Raw genomic sequence first — 21,587 nt, 5'->3', positions numbered from 1 at the left:
TCCCCGGCGGCGGTGGTGGGGGCGTTCACCTAGGATTGCGCCGTGGAGAACAGGAACGCGGGCAGGTTGGGTCGTCAGGTCGGCGTCGTCGGTCTGGGGTGCTGGCAGCTCGGCGCGGACTGGGGGCAGGTCGAGGAGTCCGACGCGCTCGCCGTGCTGCACGCCGCCGCCGACTCCGGGGTGAACTTCTTCGACACCGCCGACGTCTACGGCGACGGCCGCAGCGAGACCCTGGTCGGCAAGTTCCTGCGCGAGCGCGGCGACGCGGGCATCACCGTGGCCACCAAGATGGGCCGCCGCGTCGAGCAGGTGCCCGCGAACTACTCCCGCGAGAACTTCCTGGCCTGGAACGACCGGTCCCGCGCGAACCTCGGCGTGGACACGCTCGACCTGGTGCAGCTGCACTGCCCGCCGACGCCGGTGTACTCCACCGACGAGGTGTTCGACACCCTCGACGAGATGGTCGACGCCAAGCGGATCGCCGCCTACGGCGTGAGCGTGGAGACGGTCGAGGAGGCGCTGACCGCCCTCGCGCGGCCGAACGTGGCGAGCGTGCAGATCATCCTCAACGCGCTGCGCCTCAAGCCCCTGGAGCGGGTGCTCCCGGCGGCGGCCGAGGCGGGCGTGGCGGTCATCGCCCGCGTGCCGCTCGCCTCCGGCCTGCTGTCCGGCAAGTACACGGCGTCGACCACGTTCGGCGAGGACGACCACCGCAACTACAACCGCAACGGCGACGCGTTCGACGTCGGCGAGACGTTCTCCGGCGTGCCGTTCGAGGTGGGCCTGGAGGCGGTGGAGCGGCTGCGGCCCCTCGTGCCCGCCGGGGCGACCCTGGCGCAGTTCGCGCTGCGGTGGATCGTGGACCAGCCCGGCGTGACCGTGGTGATCCCGGGGGCCCGCAACGCCGAGCAGGCGCGCGCCAACTCGGCCGCCGCGGACCTCCCGCCGCTGTCCGCGGACGCCCAGGACGAGGTGCGGGCCGTGTACGACTCGCTCATCCGGCCCCTGGTGCACGACCGCTGGTAGGCGGCCTCACCCCTCGTCCGCGTCGTCCTCCTCGACGTCGAGCTCGCCCAGGATCGCGTAGAGCCTGCGGCGAGCCTCGTTGAGGACCTCGACGGCGCGGCTCTTCTGCTCGCGCGTGCCCGCGTGGGCCATCTGCTGCATCGCCGCGCCCAGGTGGCGCGCCGTCGTGCGCAGCTTCGCGTCGTGCTGGTCCAGGTCGTCGTTGACCTGCTGCCACGGCGGCACGCCCCCCAGCTTCGCGGCCTCCTCCTGCCCGGACCCGGTCAGCGTGAACAGCTTCTTGCCGCCCGCCTCCTCGGCGGAGGCGACCAGGCCCTCGTCGGCCAGCAGTTGCAGGGTCGGGTAGACCGAGCCCGGGCTGGGCCGCCAGAGGCCGTCGGTGCGCCGGCCGATCTCCTGGATCATCTCGTAGCCGTGCATCGGCCGTTCGGCGAGCAACGTGAGCACGGCGGCGCGCACGTTCCCCTTCCGCTGCCTGCCCCCGCGGCCGCGGCCCCTGCCGTGGCCGAAGAACCCGGGCGGTTCGTGCGGCGCAGGCGGCCCGGGGGGCACCACCGGCCCGGGCGGGAACGCCCCGAAGCCGCCGAAGCCCCCGCCGCGCGGGTCGCCGAACCCGCGGTCGCGCTGGTGCAGGTGGTCGTGCCGGTGTCCGCCGCGCTCGTGGTGGAAACGCATCTTCTCGCTCCTCGTGGTCGCGTACCGGGTATCGGTACCGATCGGTTGTGACGTGTCGACGATATATCGGAACGTATCGCGATGCAACGGCGATAGTGCGTCTGACCCAGTGTCACCGGTCACGGTGGCGGTGGTCGCTCAGCGTGTTCGGGCACACGGTCCACGTGGTCCGGGGGAGCGGTGCGGTCGTGGGACACTGGAGGTGCTATGACTGCCCTCCCCCTCGTCTTCGACGCGCCCAAGCGCGGCCTGCCGCCGCGCCACCTCGCCGACCTCTCCGCCGACCAGCGCCGGGAGGCCGTCGTCGCGCTCGGTGAGAAGCCGTTCCGCGCCGCGCAGCTGTCGAACCACTACTTCTCCCGGCTCACCGTCGACCCCGACGCGATGACCGACATCCCGGCCGCCACGCGCGACCGCCTGGTGTCCGACCTCATGCCACCCCTGTGGACCGAGCTGCGCAGCGTCGAGGCCGACGGCGGCACGACCCGCAAGACGCTGCTGCGCGGCCACGACGGCACGCTCGTCGAGAGCGTCCTGATGCGCTACCCGGACCGCGCCACCCTGTGCATCTCGTCGCAGGCCGGCTGCGGCATGGCGTGCCCGTTCTGCGCCACCGGCCAGGGCGGCCTGACCCGCAACCTGTCGACGGCCGAGATCGTCGACCAGGTGCGGCGGGGCGCGGCGGCCATGCGCGACGGCCAGCTGCCCGGCGGTCCCGGGCGCCTGTCGAACATCGTGTTCATGGGCATGGGCGAGCCGCTGGCCAACTACAAGCGCGTGGTCGAGGCCGTGCACCGCATCTGCGACCCGGCGCCGTCCGGCCTGGGCATCTCGCAGCGCTCGGTGACCGTGTCGACGGTCGGCCTGGTGCCCGCCATCCGGAAGCTGACCGAGGAGGACCTCCAGGTCAGGCTCGCGGTGTCGCTGCACACGCCGGACGACGAGCTGCGCGACACCCTGGTCCCGGTCAACACGCGCTGGAAGGTCGCCGAGGTCCTGGAGGCGGCGCGCGGCTACGCCGACAAGACGGGCCGGCGGGTGTCGATCGAGTACGCCCTGATCCGCGACATCAACGACCAGGGCTGGCGCGCGGACCTGCTCGGCAAGCTGCTGCGCAGGTATCTGGGCCCGCTGGTGCACGTGAACGTCATCCCGCTGAACCCGACGCCGGGCTCGAAGTGGGACGCGTCGCCGAAGCCGGTGGAGCGCGAGTTCGTGCGGCGGGTCAAGGAGCAGGGCGTCGAGTGCACCGTGCGCGACACGAGGGGCCAGGAGATCGCGGCGGCGTGCGGGCAGCTGGCGGCGGAGGGCTGAGCCGCCCCGTCGTGCCCCCGGCTGTTCGGTGCCCGGTCACGACCGGGCACCGAACAGCTGTCCTTCCCGGAGGTCGGTGACCGTCAGACGACCTCGGTGGGCATGCCGCAGTCGGTGTGGTGGACCAGGACGACCTCGCGCGTGCCGAGCAGGCGCCGGCTGATCGCCGGCGAACGGATCTCGTCGTCGGTCACGGACGTGCGTCGTCCTCTGCCGGGGGTGGGAGGTGCATGTGCGCTGCGCGACACCGAGCCAACTGCCGCAGGCCCGTGCGGGCAACCGGTGCCCAGCCCGTGGGACCGGTTGCCCGCGCACCACCCACCCCTTGGGCGAGCGGAGGAACCCTCACGTGGGGGAGGGACGCGGACAGCCCTCGCGCACGGGGGCGTCGAGGGCTACCGGGAGGAGCGGGGGGTCAGCGGCGCCAGGAGGTGCGGCTGCGCACCTGGAGCCAGATCAGGCCCGCGGCCATGGCGAGGCCGATCAGGACGACCCAGAGGTCCTCGGTGCGGCCGTGGTGGTTGCCGATCAGCAGGGCGAACACGGAGAGCGTGGACAGCCAGCCCGCGATCTTGATGCCCTTCGGGAAGGTGCCGTGCCAACCCCACTCGACCGACGGCTCGTCGTGGGGGTCGACCGCCGGACGCTTGTCCAGTTCCGAGGACGAAGACACAGCCGCACGACCTTCCTGCCCGATCACGTTCACCTACGCCGCAATCGTCGCACACGCCCGCGCCGCGCGGGACGTGAGGTGCGCGGCGCGGTTCCGGCGTCTACCCTCACCCCTCGCGCGCGTCCGCACCGATCCCGCCCTGCCACCCGGGGCTGTGCGCTGCCAGAAAGGCGACGAGTTGACCGATCAGCCGGTCCACGGCTTCCACCCGGCCGAGGAACGCATGCCCGACACCTTCGCACCCGTCGAGGTCGGGCTCCACGGCGTCACCAAGCGCTTCTCCGACCAGACCGCGGTGAACGACGTGACGCTCAACGTGCACGAGGGCGAGTTCTTCTCCGTCCTCGGCCCGTCGGGCTGCGGCAAGACGACACTGCTGCGCATGATCGCCGGGTTCGAGCACCCCACGTCGGGGAGGATCGAGCTGGACGGCGTCGACATGGTGGGCGTCCCGCCGCACCGACGTGACGTGAACACCGTGTTCCAGTCCTACGCGCTGTTCCCGCACATGTCGGTGTGGGACAACGTGGCCTACGGCGTCAAGCGCAAGGGCACCAGGGGCCCGGAGCTGAAGAAGGTGGTCGGTGAGCACCTGGAACTGGTTCGACTCGGGCAGTACGCCAAGCGGCGGCCCGCGCAGCTGTCCGGCGGCCAGCAGCAGCGGGTCGCCATCGCCCGCGCGCTCGCCGCGGGCCCGCAGCTCCTCCTGCTCGACGAGCCGCTGGGCGCGCTGGACGCGGTTCTGCGCAAGGAGCTCCAGATCGAGCTGATGCGCATCCAGCGCGAGGTCGGCACCACGTTCCTCTACGTGACGCACGACCAGGAGGAGGCGCTGGTGCTGTCCCACCGGGTCGCCGTGATGAACGCGGGCCGGCTGGAGCAGGTCGGCTACCCGGAGGACGTCTACGAGCGCCCGGCGACCCGCTTCGTGGCCGGCTTCATCGGCACCTCGAACATCCTGGACGCCACGGTGTCCGGTGTGGACGCCGGCTGGGCGGTGCTGGACGCGCCGGGCGTCACCGGCCTGCGCGCGCCCCTCACCCGGTCGGTGAACCACGGGCAGCGGGTCGCGGCGACCGTGCGGCCGGAGAAGGTGCACCTGCACGACCTCGACGACGAGCCGCCGACGGGCTGGTGCGTGCTCACCGGCACCGTGCGCGACGTCGTCTACACCGGTGTGTCCACGCAGTACGTGGTGGACGTGCCGGGCGGCGGCAAGCTGGTCGCGTTCGTCCAGAACACCCGCCGCACCACCGACGCGGGCGCGCCCGGACAACCCGTGCGCATGGCCTGGGACCCCGACTTCACCGTCCTGCTGGAGAGCGAGCGCAGATGACCGACAAGAACCTCCGGATCGCCCGTCTGTGGGACGCCGGCCCCCGGGTGACGCGCCGGACGATGCTGCGCTCCTCCGCGTTCTTCGCGCTGGCCGCGACCGGCGCGTGCGGCGTGGGCGAGGCGCCGTCCGGCACGAGCGCCGCGGCGACCTCGGCGACGAAGGCGACCAACGCCACCGAGGAGCCGAAGCTCAACTTCTACAACTGGACCGACTACATCGCGCCGGACACGCTGTCGGGCTTCACGGAGGTCTCGGGCGTCGAGGTCACCTACGACAACTTCAGCACCAACGACGAGATGGAGGCCAAGATCGCCTCCGGCGCGGCGGGCTACGACCTCGTCGTGCCGAGCGACAACTTCCTGCGCCGGTTCCTGCGCTCGGGCCTGCTCTCGCCGCTGGACCACGACCTGATCCCGAACCTGCACAACCTGAGCCCGAGGTTCACCGAGGCCGAGTACGACCCGGGCAACCGCTACTCGGTGCCGTGGGCGTGGGGCACGACGGGCCTGGCGTACTCGAAGTCCCAGCTCGGCGACGTGACGGGGTTCTCGGCCTTCGACCTGGCCGCCGCGCAGGGCCGCAGCTCGATCCTCGACGAGGCGCGCGACGCCATGGCGCTGGGCCTGCTCGTGCTGGGCCACGACCCGAACACCACGGACGTGAAGCAGGTGGACGAGGCCGCCGCCGCGCTGCTGGCGCTGAAGAAGAAGCTCGGCCAGATCACCTCGGACGTGATCGAGCCGCTCACGTCGGGCCAGGTGCCGCTGGCGCAGGCGTACTCCGGCGACGCCTTCCAGGCCCGCGACGCCAACGAGGACGTGGCGTACGCCATCCCGACCGAGGGCGGCCTGTCCTACGTCGACCTGCTGTGCGTGCCCAAGGACGCGCCGCACGCCGCGAACGCGCACCGGTTCATCGACTACGTCCTGCGGCCCGAGGTGGGTGCCGCCCTCGCCAACGCGATCCGCTACGGCAGCCCCAACGAGTCCGCCCGGCTGATGATCGAGCCGGAGCTGCTGGACGACCCGCTGGTGTACCCGTCGGAGGAGCAGTTGGCGAAGCTGCCGTTCACCAAGGACCTCGGCGCGGACCTGGAGGCCCGCTACGCCGACGCGTGGACCAGGGTCAAGACCGGCTGATGGCCCGTCCCCGCTGGCTGGTCGCCACCGGTCTGCTCGCGCCGACCGGGCTGTGGCTCGGCCTGTTCCTGATCGCGCCCCTGGCGCTGGTCGTGCAGTTCAGCTTCGCCACCCGGGACACCGGCGTGGCGCGGGCCGTGCTGCCGTGGACCGCGCAGGCGTACGCGACGGCCCTGAACCCGGCGTTCCTGCCGATCTTCGGCCGCACGCTGGCCTACGCGACCGCCACGACGCTGCTGTGCCTGCTCCTCGGCTTCCCGCTGGCCTGGTTCACCGCCCGGCACGGCGGGAGGTACCGGACGGCGCTGCTCGCGGCGGTGCTGGTGCCGTTCTGGTCGAGCTACCTGGCCCGGATCTACGCGTGGAAGGCGCTGCTGGACGGCGAGGGCCTGGTCAACACGCTGCTCGGGTACGTCGGGCTGGACCGCGAGGGCGGGTTCCTGCTGACGCACGGCGCGGTGGTGCTCGGCCTGACCTACGGCTTCCTGCCGTTCATGGTGCTGCCGCTGTACGTGGCGTGCGAGCGGTTCGACTTCCGGCTGGCCGAGGCGTCCCACGACCTCGGCCACGGCCGGTCCTCGACGTTCTTCCGGGTCGTGCTGCCGGGTGTCGCGCCGGGCGTGCTGGCCGGGTCGCTGCTGGTCCTGGTGCCGGCGGCGGGCGACTTCGTGACGCCCCGGCTGCTCGGCGGCGTGGACCAGTCGACGTTCGGCAGCGTCATCGACGACCAGTTCCGGGGCGGCAACAACTGGCCGCTGGGCTCGGCGATGGCCGTGCTGCTGCTCGTGCTCGTGGTGGTCGTGCTGGTGCTGCGCGGCAGGCGCGGGGAGGACGTGCTGTGACCCGGCGACCGTGGGTGCTCGGCGGGGTGGCCGCGCTGGTCCTCGCGTTCCTGTACGCGCCGATCGCGTGGCTGGCCGTCGTGTCGTTCAACGACTCCCGCTCGCTGAGCCGGATCACCGGGCTGTCGACCCGCTGGTACGTCGAGCTGTTCGCCGACGACCGCGTGCTCGGCGCGCTCGGCCTGACCCTGCGGCTGGCGCTGACCAGCGCCGTGGTGGCCACGCTGATCGGCACGCTGGCCGCGTTCGGGCTGCGCCGGGCGTTCCCGGGGCGGGGGCTGTGGACGGTCCTGCTCAGCCTGCCGCTGGTCGTCCCCGAGGTGGTGCTGGGGGTGGCGCTGCTCGGGTTCTGCGTGAAGCTCGCCGGCATCCCGCTCGGGTTCGGGGCGCTGCTGGCGGCGCACGTGGCGTTCTCGCTGAGCTTCGTCGTCGTGGTGGTGCGGGCCCGGGTGGCGGGCATGGACCACCGGCTGGAGGAGGCCGCCGCCGACCTGGGCGCCGGTCCGCTGGTCGCCTTCCGCACGATCACGCTGCCCCTGGTGGCGCCGGCGGTGGCGGCGGGGTTCGCGTTCGCGTTCCTGCTCTCCTTCGACGACGTGGTGACGTCGAGCTACCTGACCGGGGTGGGCTCGACGACGCTGCCGGTGTTCGTCTACGCCCAGGCGTCGAAGCGCGGCGTCTCGCCGGAGATCGTCGCCCTGTCCACGCTGATGGTGGGCGTGAGCGCGGCCCTGCTGGTCGCGGGCGTGCTCGTGGTGACCTGGCGGGCGCGCCGCGCCGGCCGCGCGTCAACTTTCGTCGAGCACCTTCGCGACCAATGAACGCGGCCGACGACCTGCGGGTTCTCTACCGTGGTCACCTGTGACCCCTGTCGTGCACCGCGTCCAGCGGTTCCGGCCCGACCTGCCCGACCTCCGGGAGGCGCCGACCGCGTTCCTGCGCACCCACGCCGGGCGCCTCGCCCGGGTGACGCCGTGGCGCGTCGGCCGCGAGGTGCTCGCGGTGCTGGTGATGCTGGTCATGGACGTGTTCCCCGGCTGGCTCATCGCGACCGACTGGCGCTCGTCCGCCCTGGGCGTGGCGGCGCTCGGCCTCGGCTACGTGGCGCTGTTCCTGTCGCGGCTGCTGTTCCCGGCGCTCGCGCTGCTGATCGGCACGTGGGTCGTGTTCAGCACCGAGCACGGCGGGCTCGCCCTGGTCGTCATGCTGGCCTACGGCGCCGGCTACCGGATCGTGCCGTGGCAGCGCGCCCTGCTCACCGCCGTGCTCGCGCTCACCCTGCACATGCTGGCCTGGGGCGTGTCCACGCCCGGCCTGTCCGGCCCGTTCGGGGCGTTCGTGATGCTCACCGTCTACGGCATGGTCATCGCCCTGCCCTTCCTCGTCGGCCGCTACACCGCCCAGCGCAACGCCCTGGTCGCGGCGTTGCAGGAGCGCGAGGAGCGGGTGGTGCGCGAGCGGCGGATGGTGTCGCGGCAGGTGCGGCTGCGGGAGCGCAACCGGATCGCCCAGGACATGCACGACAGCCTCGGCCACCGGCTCAGCCTCATCTCCGTGCACGCGGGCGCGCTGGCGCTCGACACCGGCCTGGGCGACAAGCAGCGCGAGGCCGTCCAGGTGCTGCGCACCGCCGCCCTGACCGCGATGGAGGAGCTGCGCGGCGTCATCGGCGTGCTGCGGCGCGACGAGCCCGAGGAGGACCAGGTCCGGCGCACCGTGGACGCCATCGACGAGCTGGTCGAGGGCGCGCGGCGGGCCGGCGTGCGGGTCAGCCTGGTGCGCGGCGGCCAGCCCGTGCCGCTGCCCGCGAAGGTCAGCCACGCCGCCTACCGCATCGCCCAGGAGGGCCTGACCAACGCCAGCAAGCACGCGCCGGGCGCGAGCGTGCAGGTCACCGTGAAGTACGAGCCGGACGCGCTGGTCGTCGAGGTCCGCAACAACCCGCCGCGGGCCAGGCAGCCCCGGGGCTCCGGGTTCGGCCTGATCGGGCTGGGGGAGCGGGTGCGGCTGGCGGGCGGCATGCTGCACGTCGGCGAACTGCCCACCGGCGGGTTCCGGATCGCGGCCCTGCTGCCCTACGAGGACACCGCCGCGGCGGACGACGAGCCGTTCGAGGAGGAGCAGCCGGAGCCGGCCAAGCCGACCGGCATCCGCAAGTGGGCGGGCGTCGGCTCGATCCTGCTCGCCGGGGTCGTCGTGGTGGTGGTCGTGGGCGGCTACACGTGGATCGGCACGCAGCCCTTCACCAAGGTCGTGGACCAGCCGCTGTACGACTCGATCGAGGTCGGGTGGTCCGAGGGCGAGGTGATGTCGCGGCTGCCGGGCGGCGCCGAACCGCCGCTGGGCGACCTCAGCTCCGACGCGCCGCCGGAACCCGCCGGGTCGACGTGCCAGTACCGCGTGGCCGACCAGCAGAGCTACCGGTCGCAGGCCACCAGGGTCGTCCGGTTCTGCTTCGCGGGCGGCCGGCTCGTCGAGAAGAACACCCACCTCCAGGGGATGTGAACGTTGATCCGGGTCCTCATCGCCGACGACGAGCCGCTGATGCGCGCGGGCATCAAGGCCATCCTCGGCACAGCCGACGACATCGAGCTGGTCGCCGAGGCCGGTGACGGCCGCGAGGCCGTCGCCCTGGCCAGGGAGCGGCGGGTGGACGTCGCCGTGCTCGACATCCGCATGCCGCGCCTGGACGGCCTGGCGGCGGCCCGCGAGCTGCGCTCGGTCGCGCCGCACGTGCGGGTCGTGGTGCTGACCACGTTCGGGGAGGACGACAACATCGTCCGCGCCCTGTCCGACGGCGCGGCCGGGTTCCTGCTCAAGGACTCGGCCCCCGAGGAGCTGCTGCGCGCGGTGCGGGCCGTGCACGCGGGCGAGGCGTACCTGTCGCCGATGGTGACCAGCCGCGTCGTCGGCATGGTCGCCCAGGTCGGCCAGCCGCGCCGCCAGGAGGCCGTGCGGCAGGTCCGGGGCCTCACCGAGCGGGAGGTCGAGGTGCTGTCCCTGCTCGGGCTGGGCATGTCGAACGCCGACGTCGGCCAGCGGCTGCACATGAGCGAGGCGACCGTGAAGACCTACGTGAGCAGGCTGCTCGCCAAGCTCGGCCTCACCAACCGGGTGCAGGCGGCGCTGCTGGCCAGGGACGCGGGGCTGGCCGGGTGAGCGCCGCCGCGGACCTGCTGCCCCTGGACGCCGCCGCGCGCCGCGCGGGCCTGCTCGCCCTGCGCGGGGACCCCGCACCGGGGCAGCGCGTGAACTCGTGGCTCGGCCTCCTGACGGGGCTCGAACCCCCGGAGGGGGCGTCGCCGGAGGAGCGGCTCGCCCGCGCCGGGCTGGCGGTCGCCGCCGTGCGGGTGGCGCGCGAGTGCGGCGACGTCGACGACCGGCTCGTAGTCGAGCGGTGCTTCCTCCTCTGCGCGGCGCTGCTCCGGCACGGCCTGCGGCCGGCGGACGCCGACCCCGCGCTCGACCCGGACGCGCTGGTCCGCGCGCTCCTGGACGTCGTGGGCCGCACGTCCGCCGAGGCGGCGGCGACCCCGTGGCGGCTGCCGGGGGACGGCGCCGCGCCGGACGGGGAGTCGCTCGACGTGCTCCGCTCGCTGCGGCGGGCCGGGAACCTGAGCGGGTACGCGCTGCACCTCGTCGACCACGTGCGGGACGCCGGGCTGCGCGCCGAGGTCGAGTCGTGGCGTGCGGTGCGGCCCGACCTGCCCTGACGGCCCCGACCTGCCCCGACGGCCCCGACCTGCCCGACCTGCCCGACGGCCCGACCTGCCCGACCTGCCCGACGGCCCGACCTGCCCGGACGGCACCCGGACGCGGAGCAGCCCCCGCCGACGTGGTCGGCGGGGGCTGCCCGGTGGTTCGCGTCAGACCCGCCGCGGCGGGTCGGTCAACGTCAAGCCCTGGCTCGGTTGCCCGTCACCAGGCGGTAGATGCCGAGCACGATCAGCGAGCCGAGGATGGCCAGCAGCCAGGTGCTCAGGTCGAAGAAGGTGTTGATGTCGGTGCCGAAGATGGCACGACCGACGAAACCGCCGATGATGGCGCCGACGATGCCCAGGAGCATCGTGATGATGATGCCGCCGGGGTCGCGACCAGGCATGATGGCCTTGGCGATGGCACCCGCGATCAGGCCGAGCACAATCCAACCCAAGATGCCCACGGGGGCTCTCCTTCCTGAGGACCACGGCGAGCGGATTCGTCGTGGCGCTTGATCGGGGAGTGCCCACGGCCGGGTGAAGCCACGCGTCTGTTACCACTCCGTTATCGAAGTACCGCTGTGCGGGTTATCAGCCGGGGTCCGGAACAATGGCGGTGATGAGCACACCACGCACGGTCCTGGTCCTCGGCTCCACGGGGTCCGTCGGCACCCAGGCACTCGACGTCATCGCGGCCAACCGCGACCGGTTCTCCGTGGTCGGGCTGGCCGCCGGCGGCTCGGACCCCGCCGCGCTGGCCGCCCAGGCCGTCGAGTTCGGGGTCGACGCGGTCGCCGTGTCGCGCGCCACCGCGGTGGAGGACGTCACGCTCGCCCTCTACGCCGAGGCGCAGAAGCGCGGCTACGCGGAGGGCGCGTTCAAGCTGCCCCGCGTCCTGGCCGGTCCCACGGCCACCACCGACCTCATCGACTCGACCCCCGCCGACGTGGTGCTCAACGGCGTGACCGGCTCGATCGGCCTCGAACCGACGCTGCACGCGCTCGCCACCGGCGCCACGCTCGCCCTGGCCAACAAGGAGTCGCTGATCGCGGGCGGCCCGCTCGTGCTCAAGGCGGCCCGGCCGGGGCAGATCGTGCCGGTGGACTCCGAGCACTCGGCGCTGGCGCAGTGCCTGCGCGGCGGCCGGGAGGACGAGGTGGCCCGGCTCGTGCTCACCGCGTCCGGCGGCCCGTTCCGCGGTCGCACCCGCGACCAGCTGGCCGGCGTCACCGCGCGTGACGCCCTGGCGCACCCCACGTGGTCGATGGGCCCGGTCATCACCGTCAACTCGGCCACCCTGGTCAACAAGGGCCTGGAGCTGATCGAGGCGCAGCTGCTGTTCGGCGTGCCCTACGAGCGCATCGACGTGGTCGTGCACCCGCAGTCGGTGATCCACTCGATGGTCACCTTCACCGACGGCTCCACGCTGGCGCAGGCCAGCCCGCCGGACATGAAGCTGCCCATCTCGCTGGGCCTCGGCTGGCCCGACCGCGTCCCCGGCGCCTCCGCCGCGTGTACCTTCGACGTGGCGACCGCGTGGACGTTCGAGCCGTTGGACGACGAGACGTTCCCCGCGGTGCGGCTGGCCAGGTGGGCGGGCTCCGGCGGGGGCTGCCTGCCGGCCGTCTACAACGCCGCCAACGAGGAAGCGGTCGCGGTCTTCCTCGACGGTCGCACGACGTTCACCTCCATCGTGGACACCGTGCGGCGCGTGCTCGACGAGGCGGACGGTTGGGCGCACGAGCCGGCGGACGTCGCCGAAGTGCTCGCGGCGGAGGAATGGGCCCGGGCGCGGGCGCGGGAACTCGTGGCCACCTCGGTGGGGTCTGGAAGGAACTGACCGTGAGCTTCTTCTTGGGCATTCTGCTGTTCGCCCTGCTGATCGGCATCTCGATCGCGCTGCACGAGCTGGGCCACCTGGCCACGGCGAAGATGTTCGGCATGAAGGTCACCCGGTACTTCATCGGGTTCGGCCCCAAGATCTGGTCCTTCCGCCGCGGCGAGACCGAGTACGGCCTCAAGGCCATCCCGGCGGGCGGGTTCTGCGAGATCACCGGCATGACCGCGCTGGAGGACGTCCACCCGGACGACGCGCCCCGCGCGTTCAACCGGCAGAAGACCTGGAAGCGCGTCGTCGTGCTCTCCGCGGGCTCCATCACGCACTTCCTCGTCGGGTTCGTCATCCTCTACTTCATGGCCTTCACGTTCGGCCTGCCCAACGTCCGCGACACGGCGGTGATCGCCGAGGTCGCACCGTGCGTGCAGAACAGCGTGGACGCCGAGTGCGCCGCCGGCGCGCCCGCGCCCGCCAAGGACGCGGGCTTCCAGGTCGGCGACGAGATCCTCGCCGTGGGCGGCACCACCACCCCCACCTGGACCGACGTCATCACCGAGACCCGCAAGCGGTCCGGCGACACCGAGTTCCGGGTGGAGCGCGACGGGCGCGAGCTGGCGCTGACCGCCGACGTGGCGCGCGTCGAGCGGGAGCTGCGCAGGCCCGACGGCTCGACCTACACGCAGGAGATCGGCGCGATCGGCGTCATCCACCAGCAGAACTTCGAGTACAACGCGCTCACCGCGGTCGGCGGCGCCACCTCGTTCACCGGCACGATGTTCCAGAACGTCTGGGAGGGCCTGCTCCGCTTCCCGGAGAAGATCCCCGCGGTGATCAAGGCCATCGGCGGCGCGGAGCGCGACGTGGACACCCCGGTCAGCGTCGTGGGCGCCAGCGTCCTGGGCGGCGACGCGGTCGAGAAGGGCCTGTGGCCGTTCTTCTGGCTCATGCTGGCCGGCCTGAACTTCTTCGTGGGTGTGTTCAACCTCCTGCCCCTGCTGCCGCTTGACGGTGGTCACATCGCGGTCAACCTGTACGAACGGGTGCGAAACTGGGTGCGGAAGCTCCGCGGCCTGCCCGACGGCGCCCCGGTGAACTACCTGCGGTTGCTGCCGCTGACCTACTTCGTGATCTTCGTCGGTGGCTCGGTCACGCTGCTGACGGTCACCGCGGACATCGTCAACCCGATTCGGCTCCCGTGAGGACCAGGCTCCAGTGAGAGGTGTTTGTCCATGACCGACGGCGTCATGCTCGGAATCCCGGCGATGCCGCCCCCGGTGTTGTCGGAACGCCGCAAGACCCGACAGCTCATGGTGGGCTCGGTCGGCGTCGGGAGCGAGTTCCCCGTGTCGGTGCAGTCGATGACCACCACGCTCACCTCGGACGTCAACGCGACGCTCCAGCAGATCGCGGAGCTGACCGCCGCGGGCTGCGACATCGTGCGCGTGGCGTGCCCGTCGCAGGACGACGCGGACGCGCTCGCCGCCATCGCGAAGAAGTCCCAGATCCCGGTCATCGCCGACATCCACTTCCAGCCGAAGTACGTGTTCGCGGCCATCGAGGCCGGGTGCGCGGCGGTCCGGGTGAACCCGGGCAACATCCGGAAGTTCGACGACAAGGTCAAGGAGATCGCCGCGGCGGCCCGCGACCACGGCACCCCGATCCGGATCGGCGTCAACGCCGGCTCGCTCGACCCGCGGCTGATGGCCAAGTACGGCAAGGCCACCCCGGAGGCGCTGGCCGAGTCGGCGCTGTGGGAGGCGTCGCTGTTCGCCGAGCACGACTTCCACGACCTGAAGATCTCGGTCAAGCACAACGACCCGGTGGTCATGGTCCGCGCCTACGAGCTGCTGGCCGAGCAGTGCGACTACCCGCTGCACCTGGGCGTGACCGAGGCCGGCCCGGCGTTCCAGGGCACCATCAAGTCGGCCGTGGCCTTCGGCGCGCTGCTGCGCCAGGGCATCGGCGACACGATCCGCGTCTCGCTGTCCGCGCCGCCGGTCGAGGAGGTCAAGGTCGGCCACCAGATCCTCCAGTCGCTCAACCTGCGCCCGCGCAAGCTGGAGATCGTCTCCTGCCCGTCCTGCGGTCGCGCCCAGGTGGACGTCTACACCCTCGCCGAGCAGGTCACGGCCGGTCTGGAGGGCATGGAGGTGCCGCTGCGCGTCGCCGTCATGGGCTGCGTCGTCAACGGCCCCGGCGAGGCCCGCGAGGCCGACCTGGGCGTCGCCTCCGGCAACGGCAAGGGCCAGATCTTCGTCAAGGGCCAGGTCATCAAGACCGTGCCCGAGCACCAGATCGTGGAGACCCTCATCGAGGAGGCCATGCGCCTCGCCGAGGAGATGGGCGAGACCGCCGAGAGCGGCGAGCCGGTCGTCTCCGTCGGCTGAGCGGGTGGTGGACGCGCGGGTGACGCGGTCCATCTGGCAGGCTTGAGCCGTGTTGAGGTTGGCTGGCGCGCGCCTGCTCGACGAGAGGGACCTGAGCGAGGTCCTCGCGGTGCTCGCGGCCGACCCGGTGGCGTCCTGCATGGTCGCCGCCCGGGTCGAGGTCGCGGGCCTGGACCCGTGGCGGCTGGGCGGCGAGGTGTGGGCCTACGACCACCGCGCGCTGCGCGGCGGCCGGGTGGACGGCCTGTGCTTCGCCGGCCCCAACCTGATCCCGCTGCGCGGTGACACCGCGGCGCTGCGCAGCTTCGCCGACCGGGCGCGCAGGCGCGGCCGGATGTGCTCGTCGCTGGTCGGGCCCGCGGAGCAGGTGCTCGGCCTGTGGGAGGAGCTGTCCCCGGACTGGGGGCCCGCCCGCGAGGTGCGCCCCGAGCAGCCGCTGATGGCGTTGGGCACCGGCCCGTCGATCCCGCTGGACCCGCTGGTGCGGCCGGTGCGGCCGGACGAGCTGGACCGCTACCTGCCGGCGGCGGTCGCCATGTTCATCGAGGAGGTCGGCGTCGACCCGTGCGCCGAGGACGGCGGCGCGTCCTACCGGGCGCGGGTCGCCGAGCTGATCGCGGGCGGTCGGGCGTTCGCCCGGTTCGAGGGCGGCGACGTCGTCTACAAGGCCGAGATCGGGGCCATGTCGGCGCGGGTCGGCCAGATCCAGGGCGTGTGGGTGCGGCCCGACCGGCGGGGCTGCGGCATCGGTGCGGCCGGCACCGCGGCCGTCGCGGAACGCCTGGTCCGGGGTCTGGGGCGGACCGCGTCGCTGTACGTGAACTCCTACAACGAGGTGGCGCGGGCCGCCTACCGCAAGATCGGCTTCACGCAGGTCGGCGAGTACGCCACCGTCCTGTTCTGACCGGTCGGTACCCGGTCCCGCGCGGCGCACCGGCATACTCGGGGCCGTGATCGCGCGCACGCTGGCCCTGTCCGGGGTCGTGCTGCTGCTCGTCAGCGGCTGCGGACTGTTCTCCTCCCGCCCGGGACCCGACCAGGTGACGAACGAGTTCCTCGCCAAGCTCGCCGCGGGCGACGTCGACGGCGCCGCGGGCGTCACGGACGACCCCGCCGGGGCGAAGGAGCTGCTGGGCAAGGTCCGCGAGGTGCTCAAGCCCGCCGGCCTGCGCACCACCGTGGAGCGGGTGAGCTCGTCCGGCGAGTCGTCCACGGCGGACGCCGAGGTGGGGCTGGAGTGGGACCTCGGGCACGGCCACTCCTGGGGCTACCGCACCGCGTTCGACCTCCGGCGCGAGGACGAGGACTGGAAGGTCCACTGGGCGTCGTCCGTCGTGCACCCCAAGCTCGCCGCCGAGCAGACGCTGGGCCGCGCCGAGGTGCGGCCCGACCCGGCGCCCGTGCTCGACCGCGACGGCGTGGCGCTGCTGGCGCCCGAGGAGGTCGTGTCCGTCCTGCTCGACGCGAAGGAGGCGGACGACGTGCCCGCGGTGGCCGCCGCCCTGGCCTCGGCGCTGTCCCCGATCGACGCCGCGATCACCGCCGGGTCCATCCTGGAGGGTTCCTCGCAGGTCCCGTCCGGGCAGCTCTACCAGGTGGCGGCGCTGCGCGACGCGGACTACCAGACGGTGAAGCCCGCCATCTACGACCTGCCGGGCGTGCGGTTCACCACGCGGACGAGCCTGCTCGCGCCGTCGCGGACGTTCGGGTCGCAGGTCCTGCCGGCCATCCGCGCGGAGGTCGAGGAGGAGAGCGCGGGCCGCGCCGGGGTGCGCGTCTACACGGTGGGCGCGGCCGGTGACGAGGTGGAGACCCTGCACGAGGAGCAGCCCGAACCGGCGGAGGCCGTCCGGACCGCGCTGAGCCGGACCGTGCAGACCGCCGCCGAGGACGCGCTGGAGCCCGTGCCGCAGGCGGCGATGCTGGTGGCGCTGTCCGCGTCGACCGGCGACGTGCTGGCCGTCGCGCAGAACGCGCCCGCCGACGCCGAGGGCGCGGTGGCGCTGACCGGCCGCTACCCGCCGGGCTCGACGTTCAAGGTCGTCTCGGCCGCGGCGGCGATCGGCTCCGGGCAGGCGGGCGCGGACACGCCGCTGCCGTGCCCCGGCCGCACCACGATCGACGGCCGCCGGGTCGTGCCGAACGACCACGACTTCGACAAGGGCACGATCCCGCTGCGCTCGGCGTTCGCGTTCTCGTGCAACACGACGTTCGCCGAGCTGGCGGCCGGGATGGCGCCGGACGCGCTGACGAAGGCGGCGGACTCGTTCGGCCTGGGCGTGGACTACGAGATCCCGGCGATCACCACCATCACCGGCTCCGTGCCGCCCGCCACCGACGTGGTCGAGCGCGCCGAGGACGGCTTCGGCCAGGGCAAGGTGCTGGCCAGCCCGTTCGGCATGGCCGTGGTGGCGGCCACCGCGGCGTCGGGGAAGGTGCCGGTGCCGACCGTGCTGGCGGGCCGGGAGACGAAGGCCGACCACACCCCGACCCCGCCGACGCCCGCCGTGCTGGAGCCGCTGCGGGCGATGATGCGCGAGGTCGTCGACCAGGGCACCGCGCCGCAGCTCAAGCCGTACGGCGACGTGCGGGGCAAGACCGGCACGGCCCAGTTCGGGGACGGCACCCGCTCGCACGGCTGGTTCGTCGGGTACCGCGGCGACGTGGCCTTCGCGACCCTGCTGGTGGGCGCGGACTCCTCGGCCCCGGCGGTCGAGGCGACGGCCCGGTTCCTGGGGGCGCTGGGCTGAACGGAGCAAGATCCACGTGATGCGGCGTTACACATGGATCAGGTCGGTTTGCGCGAACTGCGCCACCACGCGACGGAGTACGTGAGGCGCGCGGGAGAGCGGATCGCGGTCACGGACCACGGGCGGGTGGTGGCGGAGATCGGTCCGCCCGCCGGAGTCCGGACGCTGCGCGACCGCCTGGTCGTCAACGGCGAGCTGCTCCGCGGTCGGGGCGGGGCGTTCCCCGAGCCGCTGCCGGCGACCTCGGGCACGCCGATCCCGGAAGTGCTGCGGCGGATGCGCGAGGACGAGCGCCGGTGATCTACCTGGACGCCTCGGCACTGGCCAAGCCGGTGCAGGTCGAGGCGGAGACCGACGCCCTGCGCGCGTGGCTCGACGAGCGCCCCGACCAGCGCAGGGTCAGCAGCTCGCCGGCGCGGGTGGAGTTGGTCCGCGCCGTGCGGGCCGAGGGGAAGCCGCGATCCGCGTCGCGACCGTGATCCTGGTGGAGCTCGACCTCGTGACGATGACCACGGACCTCCTCGACTCGGCCGGGGCGCTGCCGCTCCCCCGTGAAGTCCCCCGACGCGGTCCACCTGGCCTCGACCCCGCGGTTGCGGGAGGGCCTGACCGCGTTCGTCGCCTACGACGAGCGGCTCCTCACCGCCGCCGACGAGATCGGGTTGCCCGTCGCCGCACCCGGCACGGCGGGGGCGACCGGGTAGCGGGCACACCGCGTCGCGCGTCGCGCGACGCGTCGTAACCTGGGGGCATGTCCGTTCGTGCCGTCCTCCAGCCAGGTGTGCAGTCCCCGCGTCGTCCGGTACCCGAGGGGATCGAACGCCCCGAGTACGTCGACCGGCGGGAACCCCAGAGGAACACCGACCCGTGGGTCCAGCCGCCCGAGGTGATCGAGGCGATGCGCGTCGCCGGCCGACTGGCCGCGCAGGCGCTCCAGGAGGCGGGCAAGGTCATCGTGCCCGGCGTGACCACCGACGAGATCGACGCGGTCGCGCACGAGTTCCTCTGCGACAACGGCGCCTACCCGTCGACGCTCGGCTACCGCGGCTTCCCGAAGTCCTGCTGCACCTCGCTGAACGAGGTCATCTGCCACGGCATCCCCGACTCGACGGTCGTGGAGGACGGCGACATCGTCAACGTCGACGTCACCGCCTACATCGGCGGCGTGCACGGCGACACGAACGCCACCTTCCTCGCCGGCGACGTGCGCGAGGAGGTCCGGCTCCTGGTCGAGCGCACCCACGAGGCCACCATGCGCGCCATCAAGGCGGTCAAGCCGGGCCGGCAGCTCAACGTCGTGGGCCGGGTCATCGAGGCGTACGCCAACCGCTTCGGCTACGGCGTGGTGCGCGACTTCACCGGCCACGGCATCGGCCGCACCTTCCACAGCGGCCTGGTGGTGCTGCACTACGACGCCCCGCACGTGCCCACGGTCATCGAGCCGGGCATGACGTTCACCATCGAGCCGATGATCACCCTCGGCGGCATCGAGCACGACCTGTGGGACGACGGCTGGACCGTCACCACCCGCGACAAGAGCTGGACCGCCCAGTTCGAGCACACGCTGGTCGTCACGGACGACGGCGCGGAGATCCTCACCGCCTGCTGAGCAGCGGCACCAGGGCCTCGGCGACCAGGTCGGGTTCGGTGACGGCGGCCAGGTGGTGCGCGTCCAGCGACACCACCGGCCAGCCCAGCCCGCGCGCCCGGTCGGCGGCGTCGTCGTAGACCCGGCTCAGCCGCAGGTAGGAGCACGGCCCGGTCCACGCCACGGTGGGCCGGGCCTCCTTGAGGAACGCCAGCGGCACCTCCGGGGCCTCGGCCACGATCTCCTCCAGCAGCCGCACGTCGGGCACCATCGCGGACAGCGCCTCGGGCGCGAACCACAGGTCCCAGCGCGGCATCAGGCCCTCCCGCGCGATGGACTTGAGGTGCGCCATGCGCTCGGCGGGCGCGTCGTCGCGCCAGCTCCGGCCGGGCGTGGGCAGGTCGGCGTCGAGGAACACCAGGCCGCGCACCGGCGTCTCCAGCGCGTCGGCGAACGCGGGCAGCAGCGGACCGGCGCCGCTGTGCCCGACGAGCACCAGGTCGCCGGTCACCCCGGACTCCTCGACCGCGTCCGCGAACACCCCGATCAGCCGCTGGTGCACCGGCGCGGCGTTGACCGTCGCCCGCAGGTCCGGCAGCAGCACGGCGTGCCCGAGGGACGCCAGGACCTGCGCGAGCGGGCGGAGGCTGGCGGGTCCGAGGTACGGGCTGTGCACCAGGACCGCGGTGGCGGGGACGTCGACCATGACGTGGATGATGTCAGCCGGGACCGACGGCGGAGGGACATTCGTGGGCAGCGCGTTGCTGGTGGCGGGCACCACCTCGGACGCGGGGAAGAGCGTCCTGGCCGCCGGGCTGTGCCGCTGGCTCGCCCGCGAGGGCGTCCGGGTCGCGCCGTTCAAGGCGCAGAACATGTCGAACAACTCGGTCGTCACCCGCGACGGCGGCGAGATCGGCCGGGCGCAGGCCCTCCAGGCCGCCGCGTGCGGGCTGGAGCCGAGCGTGCGGTTCAACCCGGTGCTGCTCAAGCCGGGCGGTGACCGCAGCTCGCAGGTCGTGGTGCTGGGCAAGGCGGTGGGCGAGGTGTCCGCCCTGTCCTACCGGGCGCGCAAGGCCGAGCTGATGACCACCGTGCTGGCCACGCTGGAGGGCCTGCGCGCCGACTTCGAGGCGGTGGTCTGCGAGGGCGCGGGGTCGCCCGCCGAGATCAACCTGCGGGCGGACGACATCGCCAACATGGGCCTCGCGCGGGCCGCCGGCCTGCCGGTGCTGGTGGTCGGCGACATCGACCGCGGCGGCGTGTTCGCGCACCTCTTCGGCACCCTGGCCCTGCTCGACCCGGCGGACCAGGCGCTGGTGGCCGGGTTCGTGGTGAACAAGTTCCGGGGCGACCCGGCGCTGCTCGAACCGGGCCTGCGGCAGCTGCGCGCGCTCACCGGCCGGCCGGTGCACGGCGTGCTGCCGTGGCGCGAGGAGCTGTGGCTCGACGCCGAGGACTCGCTGTCCTACGCCGCGGACGGCGTCCTCGGGCGGCCGGCGGCGCCGTGCGGCGACCAGTGGCTGCGGGTGGCCGTGGTGCGGCTGCCGCGCATCTCCAACGCCACCGACGTGGAGGCGCTGGCGTGCGAGCCGGGCGTGTCCGTGCGGTTCGTCACCGAGCCGTCCCGGCTGGCCGACGCGGACCTCGTCGTGCTGCCCGGCTCGAAGGCCACCGTGGACGACCTGCGCTGGCTGCGCGCCACCGGCCTGGCCGACGCGGTCGCCGCGCACGACGGCCCGGTGCTGGGCATCTGCGGCGGGTTCCAGATGCTCGGCGCGCGCATCGACGACCCGGTGGAGTCCCGCGCGGGGACCGTGGCCGGGCTCGGCCTGCTCGACGTGGACGTGCGGTTCGAGGCGGACAAGACCCTGCACCGGCCGCGCGGCACGGCGTTCGGCGAACCCGTCACGGGCTACGAGATCCACCACGGCACGGTCGCGCGCAGCACCGAGGACGGGCTGGTGACCCTCGCCGACGGCACGGTGGAGGGCGCGCTGCGCGGGCGCGTCGCGGGCACCCACTGGCACGGGCTGCTGGAGAACGACGCGTTCCGGCGCGCGTTCCTGCGCTGGGCCGCGGGCCACTCCGGGCGGGACGGGTTCGCGCCCGCGCCGGACGTCGACTTCGCCGGCCGCCGCGAGGCGCAGCTGGACCTGCTCGGGGACCTGGTCGTCGAGCACCTCGACACCGACGCGGTGAAGGGGTTGCTGGAGCGCGGAGCCCCGAGGGGGCTGCCCGTCATCCCGCCCGCGGGTGCGCCGCCCGTGTCGTGAGCGCCTGGCGAGGTCCGCGACCACCAAGTCGCGGGGTGGACCGCCG

General features: G+C 73.2%; 23 protein-coding genes and 1 pseudogene. 19 read left to right on the top strand and 5 right to left on the bottom strand.

Annotated elements, in window-relative coordinates; genetic code table 11:
- Window positions 1–42 precede the first annotated feature (42 nt).
- The gene (locus ACRAKJ_RS35340) at window positions 43–1,026 is read left to right on the top strand and encodes an aldo/keto reductase (protein WP_438926758.1); all 984 of its coding nucleotides are present in this window, start codon (window positions 43–45) and stop codon (window positions 1,024–1,026) included.
- A gap of 6 nt (window positions 1,027–1,032) precedes the next feature.
- Here ACRAKJ_RS35340 and ACRAKJ_RS35335 read toward each other — a convergent pair whose 3' ends face one another.
- Window positions 1,033–1,701: a helix-turn-helix transcriptional regulator gene (locus ACRAKJ_RS35335; RefSeq protein ID WP_438926757.1), complete on the bottom strand. Its 669-nt coding sequence runs from the start codon at window positions 1,699–1,701 to the stop codon at window positions 1,033–1,035.
- Between the two features lie 207 nt (window positions 1,702–1,908).
- On the opposite strand from ACRAKJ_RS35335, the gene rlmN reads away from it, so the two are divergent.
- The gene (gene rlmN / locus ACRAKJ_RS35330; RefSeq protein ID WP_447008802.1) at window positions 1,909–3,015 is read left to right on the top strand and encodes a 23S rRNA (adenine(2503)-C(2))-methyltransferase RlmN; all 1,107 of its coding nucleotides are present in this window, start codon (window positions 1,909–1,911) and stop codon (window positions 3,013–3,015) included.
- Between the two features lie 95 nt (window positions 3,016–3,110).
- Here the strand turns inward: rlmN and ACRAKJ_RS35325 are convergent.
- Window positions 3,111–3,209 (bottom strand): annotated as a pseudogene (locus ACRAKJ_RS35325) (carbonic anhydrase); the annotation flags it as partial.
- 221 nt (window positions 3,210–3,430) lie between these two features.
- Window positions 3,431–3,688 (bottom strand): DUF2631 domain-containing protein, encoded by a 258-nt coding sequence (locus ACRAKJ_RS35320; protein WP_438926785.1) that lies wholly within the window; start codon window positions 3,686–3,688, stop codon window positions 3,431–3,433.
- A gap of 178 nt (window positions 3,689–3,866) precedes the next feature.
- Between ACRAKJ_RS35320 and ACRAKJ_RS35315 the strand changes: the two genes are divergently transcribed.
- Genes ACRAKJ_RS35315 through ACRAKJ_RS35285 form a run of 7 tightly spaced genes read left to right on the top strand, consistent with a single transcriptional unit; the run spans window position 3,867 to window position 10,721 of the window.
- Window positions 3,867–5,024 carry a polyamine ABC transporter ATP-binding protein gene (locus ACRAKJ_RS35315; protein WP_438926786.1) on the top strand — a complete coding sequence of 386 codons (1,158 nt, stop codon included), beginning with the start codon at window positions 3,867–3,869 and terminating at the stop codon, window positions 5,022–5,024.
- The gene (locus ACRAKJ_RS35310; RefSeq protein WP_438926787.1) at window positions 5,021–6,166 is read left to right on the top strand and encodes an extracellular solute-binding protein; all 1,146 of its coding nucleotides are present in this window, start codon (window positions 5,021–5,023) and stop codon (window positions 6,164–6,166) included. The genes ACRAKJ_RS35315 and ACRAKJ_RS35310 overlap by 4 nt, the downstream gene beginning before the upstream one ends.
- Window positions 6,166–7,008: an ABC transporter permease subunit gene (locus ACRAKJ_RS35305; RefSeq protein WP_438926788.1), complete on the top strand. Its 843-nt coding sequence runs from the start codon at window positions 6,166–6,168 to the stop codon at window positions 7,006–7,008. The genes ACRAKJ_RS35310 and ACRAKJ_RS35305 overlap by 1 nt, the downstream gene beginning before the upstream one ends.
- Window positions 7,005–7,829, top strand: a complete 825-nt coding sequence (locus tag ACRAKJ_RS35300; RefSeq protein WP_438926789.1) for an ABC transporter permease subunit — start codon at window positions 7,005–7,007, stop codon at window positions 7,827–7,829. The genes ACRAKJ_RS35305 and ACRAKJ_RS35300 overlap by 4 nt, the downstream gene beginning before the upstream one ends.
- 40 nt (window positions 7,830–7,869) lie before the next feature.
- A complete protein-coding gene (locus ACRAKJ_RS35295; protein ID WP_438926790.1) occupies window positions 7,870–9,513 on the top strand; it encodes a histidine kinase in 1,644 nt (547 codons plus the stop codon).
- A gap of 3 nt (window positions 9,514–9,516) precedes the next feature.
- Window positions 9,517–10,167 carry a response regulator gene (locus ACRAKJ_RS35290; protein WP_438926791.1) on the top strand — a complete coding sequence of 217 codons (651 nt, stop codon included), beginning with the start codon at window positions 9,517–9,519 and terminating at the stop codon, window positions 10,165–10,167.
- Window positions 10,164–10,721 carry a hypothetical protein gene (locus tag ACRAKJ_RS35285; RefSeq protein ID WP_438926792.1) on the top strand — a complete coding sequence of 186 codons (558 nt, stop codon included), beginning with the start codon at window positions 10,164–10,166 and terminating at the stop codon, window positions 10,719–10,721. The genes ACRAKJ_RS35290 and ACRAKJ_RS35285 overlap by 4 nt, the downstream gene beginning before the upstream one ends.
- A 182-nt stretch (window positions 10,722–10,903) precedes the next feature.
- On the opposite strand, the gene ACRAKJ_RS35280 is transcribed toward ACRAKJ_RS35285, so the two are convergent.
- Window positions 10,904–11,170, bottom strand: a complete 267-nt coding sequence (locus ACRAKJ_RS35280) for a GlsB/YeaQ/YmgE family stress response membrane protein (RefSeq protein ID WP_438925675.1) — start codon at window positions 11,168–11,170, stop codon at window positions 10,904–10,906.
- A 155-nt stretch (window positions 11,171–11,325) separates the two neighbouring features.
- Between ACRAKJ_RS35280 and dxr the strand changes: the two genes are divergently transcribed.
- From dxr to map, 9 genes are all read left to right on the top strand, one after another.
- Window positions 11,326–12,546 carry a 1-deoxy-D-xylulose-5-phosphate reductoisomerase gene (dxr, locus tag ACRAKJ_RS35275; protein WP_438925674.1) on the top strand — a complete coding sequence of 407 codons (1,221 nt, stop codon included), beginning with the start codon at window positions 11,326–11,328 and terminating at the stop codon, window positions 12,544–12,546.
- Between the two features lie 2 nt (window positions 12,547–12,548).
- On the top strand, window positions 12,549–13,742 hold the full coding sequence (locus ACRAKJ_RS35270; RefSeq protein ID WP_438925673.1) for a site-2 protease family protein: 1,194 nt from the start codon (window positions 12,549–12,551) through the stop codon (window positions 13,740–13,742).
- A 30-nt stretch (window positions 13,743–13,772) separates the two neighbouring features.
- On the top strand, window positions 13,773–14,930 hold the full coding sequence (gene ispG / locus ACRAKJ_RS35265; protein ID WP_438925672.1) for a flavodoxin-dependent (E)-4-hydroxy-3-methylbut-2-enyl-diphosphate synthase: 1,158 nt from the start codon (window positions 13,773–13,775) through the stop codon (window positions 14,928–14,930).
- A 49-nt stretch (window positions 14,931–14,979) separates the two neighbouring features.
- Window positions 14,980–15,834, top strand: coding sequence for a GNAT family N-acetyltransferase (locus ACRAKJ_RS35260; protein WP_438925671.1), 855 nt, complete (start codon window positions 14,980–14,982; stop codon window positions 15,832–15,834).
- A 46-nt stretch (window positions 15,835–15,880) separates the two neighbouring features.
- On the top strand, window positions 15,881–17,680 hold the full coding sequence (locus ACRAKJ_RS35255; protein ID WP_438925670.1) for a penicillin-binding transpeptidase domain-containing protein: 1,800 nt from the start codon (window positions 15,881–15,883) through the stop codon (window positions 17,678–17,680).
- Window positions 17,681–17,713: 33 nt separating this feature from the next.
- On the top strand, window positions 17,714–17,980 hold the full coding sequence (locus ACRAKJ_RS35250; protein WP_438925669.1) for a type II toxin-antitoxin system Phd/YefM family antitoxin: 267 nt from the start codon (window positions 17,714–17,716) through the stop codon (window positions 17,978–17,980).
- A complete protein-coding gene (locus ACRAKJ_RS35245) occupies window positions 17,977–18,159 on the top strand; it encodes a hypothetical protein (protein WP_438925668.1) in 183 nt (60 codons plus the stop codon). The genes ACRAKJ_RS35250 and ACRAKJ_RS35245 overlap by 4 nt, the downstream gene beginning before the upstream one ends.
- Window positions 18,160–18,231: 72 nt before the next feature.
- Window positions 18,232–18,384: a hypothetical protein gene (locus ACRAKJ_RS35240; RefSeq protein WP_438925667.1), complete on the top strand. Its 153-nt coding sequence runs from the start codon at window positions 18,232–18,234 to the stop codon at window positions 18,382–18,384.
- Window positions 18,385–18,431: 47 nt separating this feature from the next.
- Entirely contained in the window at window positions 18,432–19,289 is an 858-nt protein-coding gene (gene map, locus ACRAKJ_RS35235) for a type I methionyl aminopeptidase (protein WP_438925666.1), read from the top strand.
- On the opposite strand, the gene ACRAKJ_RS35230 is transcribed toward map, so the two are convergent.
- A complete protein-coding gene (locus ACRAKJ_RS35230) occupies window positions 19,276–19,974 on the bottom strand; it encodes an alpha/beta fold hydrolase (RefSeq protein WP_438925665.1) in 699 nt (232 codons plus the stop codon). The two genes, map and ACRAKJ_RS35230, sit on opposite strands and share 14 nt — an antisense overlap.
- A 7-nt stretch (window positions 19,975–19,981) precedes the next feature.
- Here ACRAKJ_RS35230 and ACRAKJ_RS35225 point away from each other — a divergent pair, with 7 nt between their 5' ends.
- Window positions 19,982–21,541, top strand: coding sequence for a cobyric acid synthase (locus ACRAKJ_RS35225; protein ID WP_438925664.1), 1,560 nt, complete (start codon window positions 19,982–19,984; stop codon window positions 21,539–21,541).
- Window positions 21,542–21,587 lie beyond the last annotated feature (46 nt).

Source organism: Saccharothrix sp. DSM 118769 (assembly GCF_052936295.1).
Note: the sequence above shows the minus strand (reverse complement) of the source record. Positions and strands in the feature narration are given on the sequence as shown.

Bases quoted from the DNA above. Each gene is read 5' to 3' on its own strand.
- ACRAKJ_RS35250 (WP_438925669.1), top strand. From the start codon at position 17,714: ATGGATCAGGTCGGTTTGCGCGAACTGCGCCACCACGCGACGGAGTAC.
- ACRAKJ_RS35305 (WP_438926788.1), top strand. From the start codon at position 6,166: ATGGCCCGTCCCCGCTGGCTGGTCGCCACCGGTCTGCTCGCGCCGACC.
- ACRAKJ_RS35335 (WP_438926757.1), bottom strand. From the start codon at position 1,701: ATGCGTTTCCACCACGAGCGCGGCGGACACCGGCACGACCACCTGCAC.
- ACRAKJ_RS35230 (WP_438925665.1), bottom strand. From the start codon at position 19,974: ATGGTCGACGTCCCCGCCACCGCGGTCCTGGTGCACAGCCCGTACCTC.
- ACRAKJ_RS35310 (WP_438926787.1), top strand. From the start codon at position 5,021: ATGACCGACAAGAACCTCCGGATCGCCCGTCTGTGGGACGCCGGCCCC.
- dxr (WP_438925674.1), top strand. From the start codon at position 11,326: ATGAGCACACCACGCACGGTCCTGGTCCTCGGCTCCACGGGGTCCGTC.
- rlmN (WP_447008802.1), top strand. From the start codon at position 1,909: ATGACTGCCCTCCCCCTCGTCTTCGACGCGCCCAAGCGCGGCCTGCCG.
- ACRAKJ_RS35225 (WP_438925664.1), top strand. From the start codon at position 19,982: ATGATGTCAGCCGGGACCGACGGCGGAGGGACATTCGTGGGCAGCGCG.
- ispG (WP_438925672.1), top strand. From the start codon at position 13,773: ATGACCGACGGCGTCATGCTCGGAATCCCGGCGATGCCGCCCCCGGTG.
- map (WP_438925666.1), top strand. From the start codon at position 18,432: ATGTCCGTTCGTGCCGTCCTCCAGCCAGGTGTGCAGTCCCCGCGTCGT.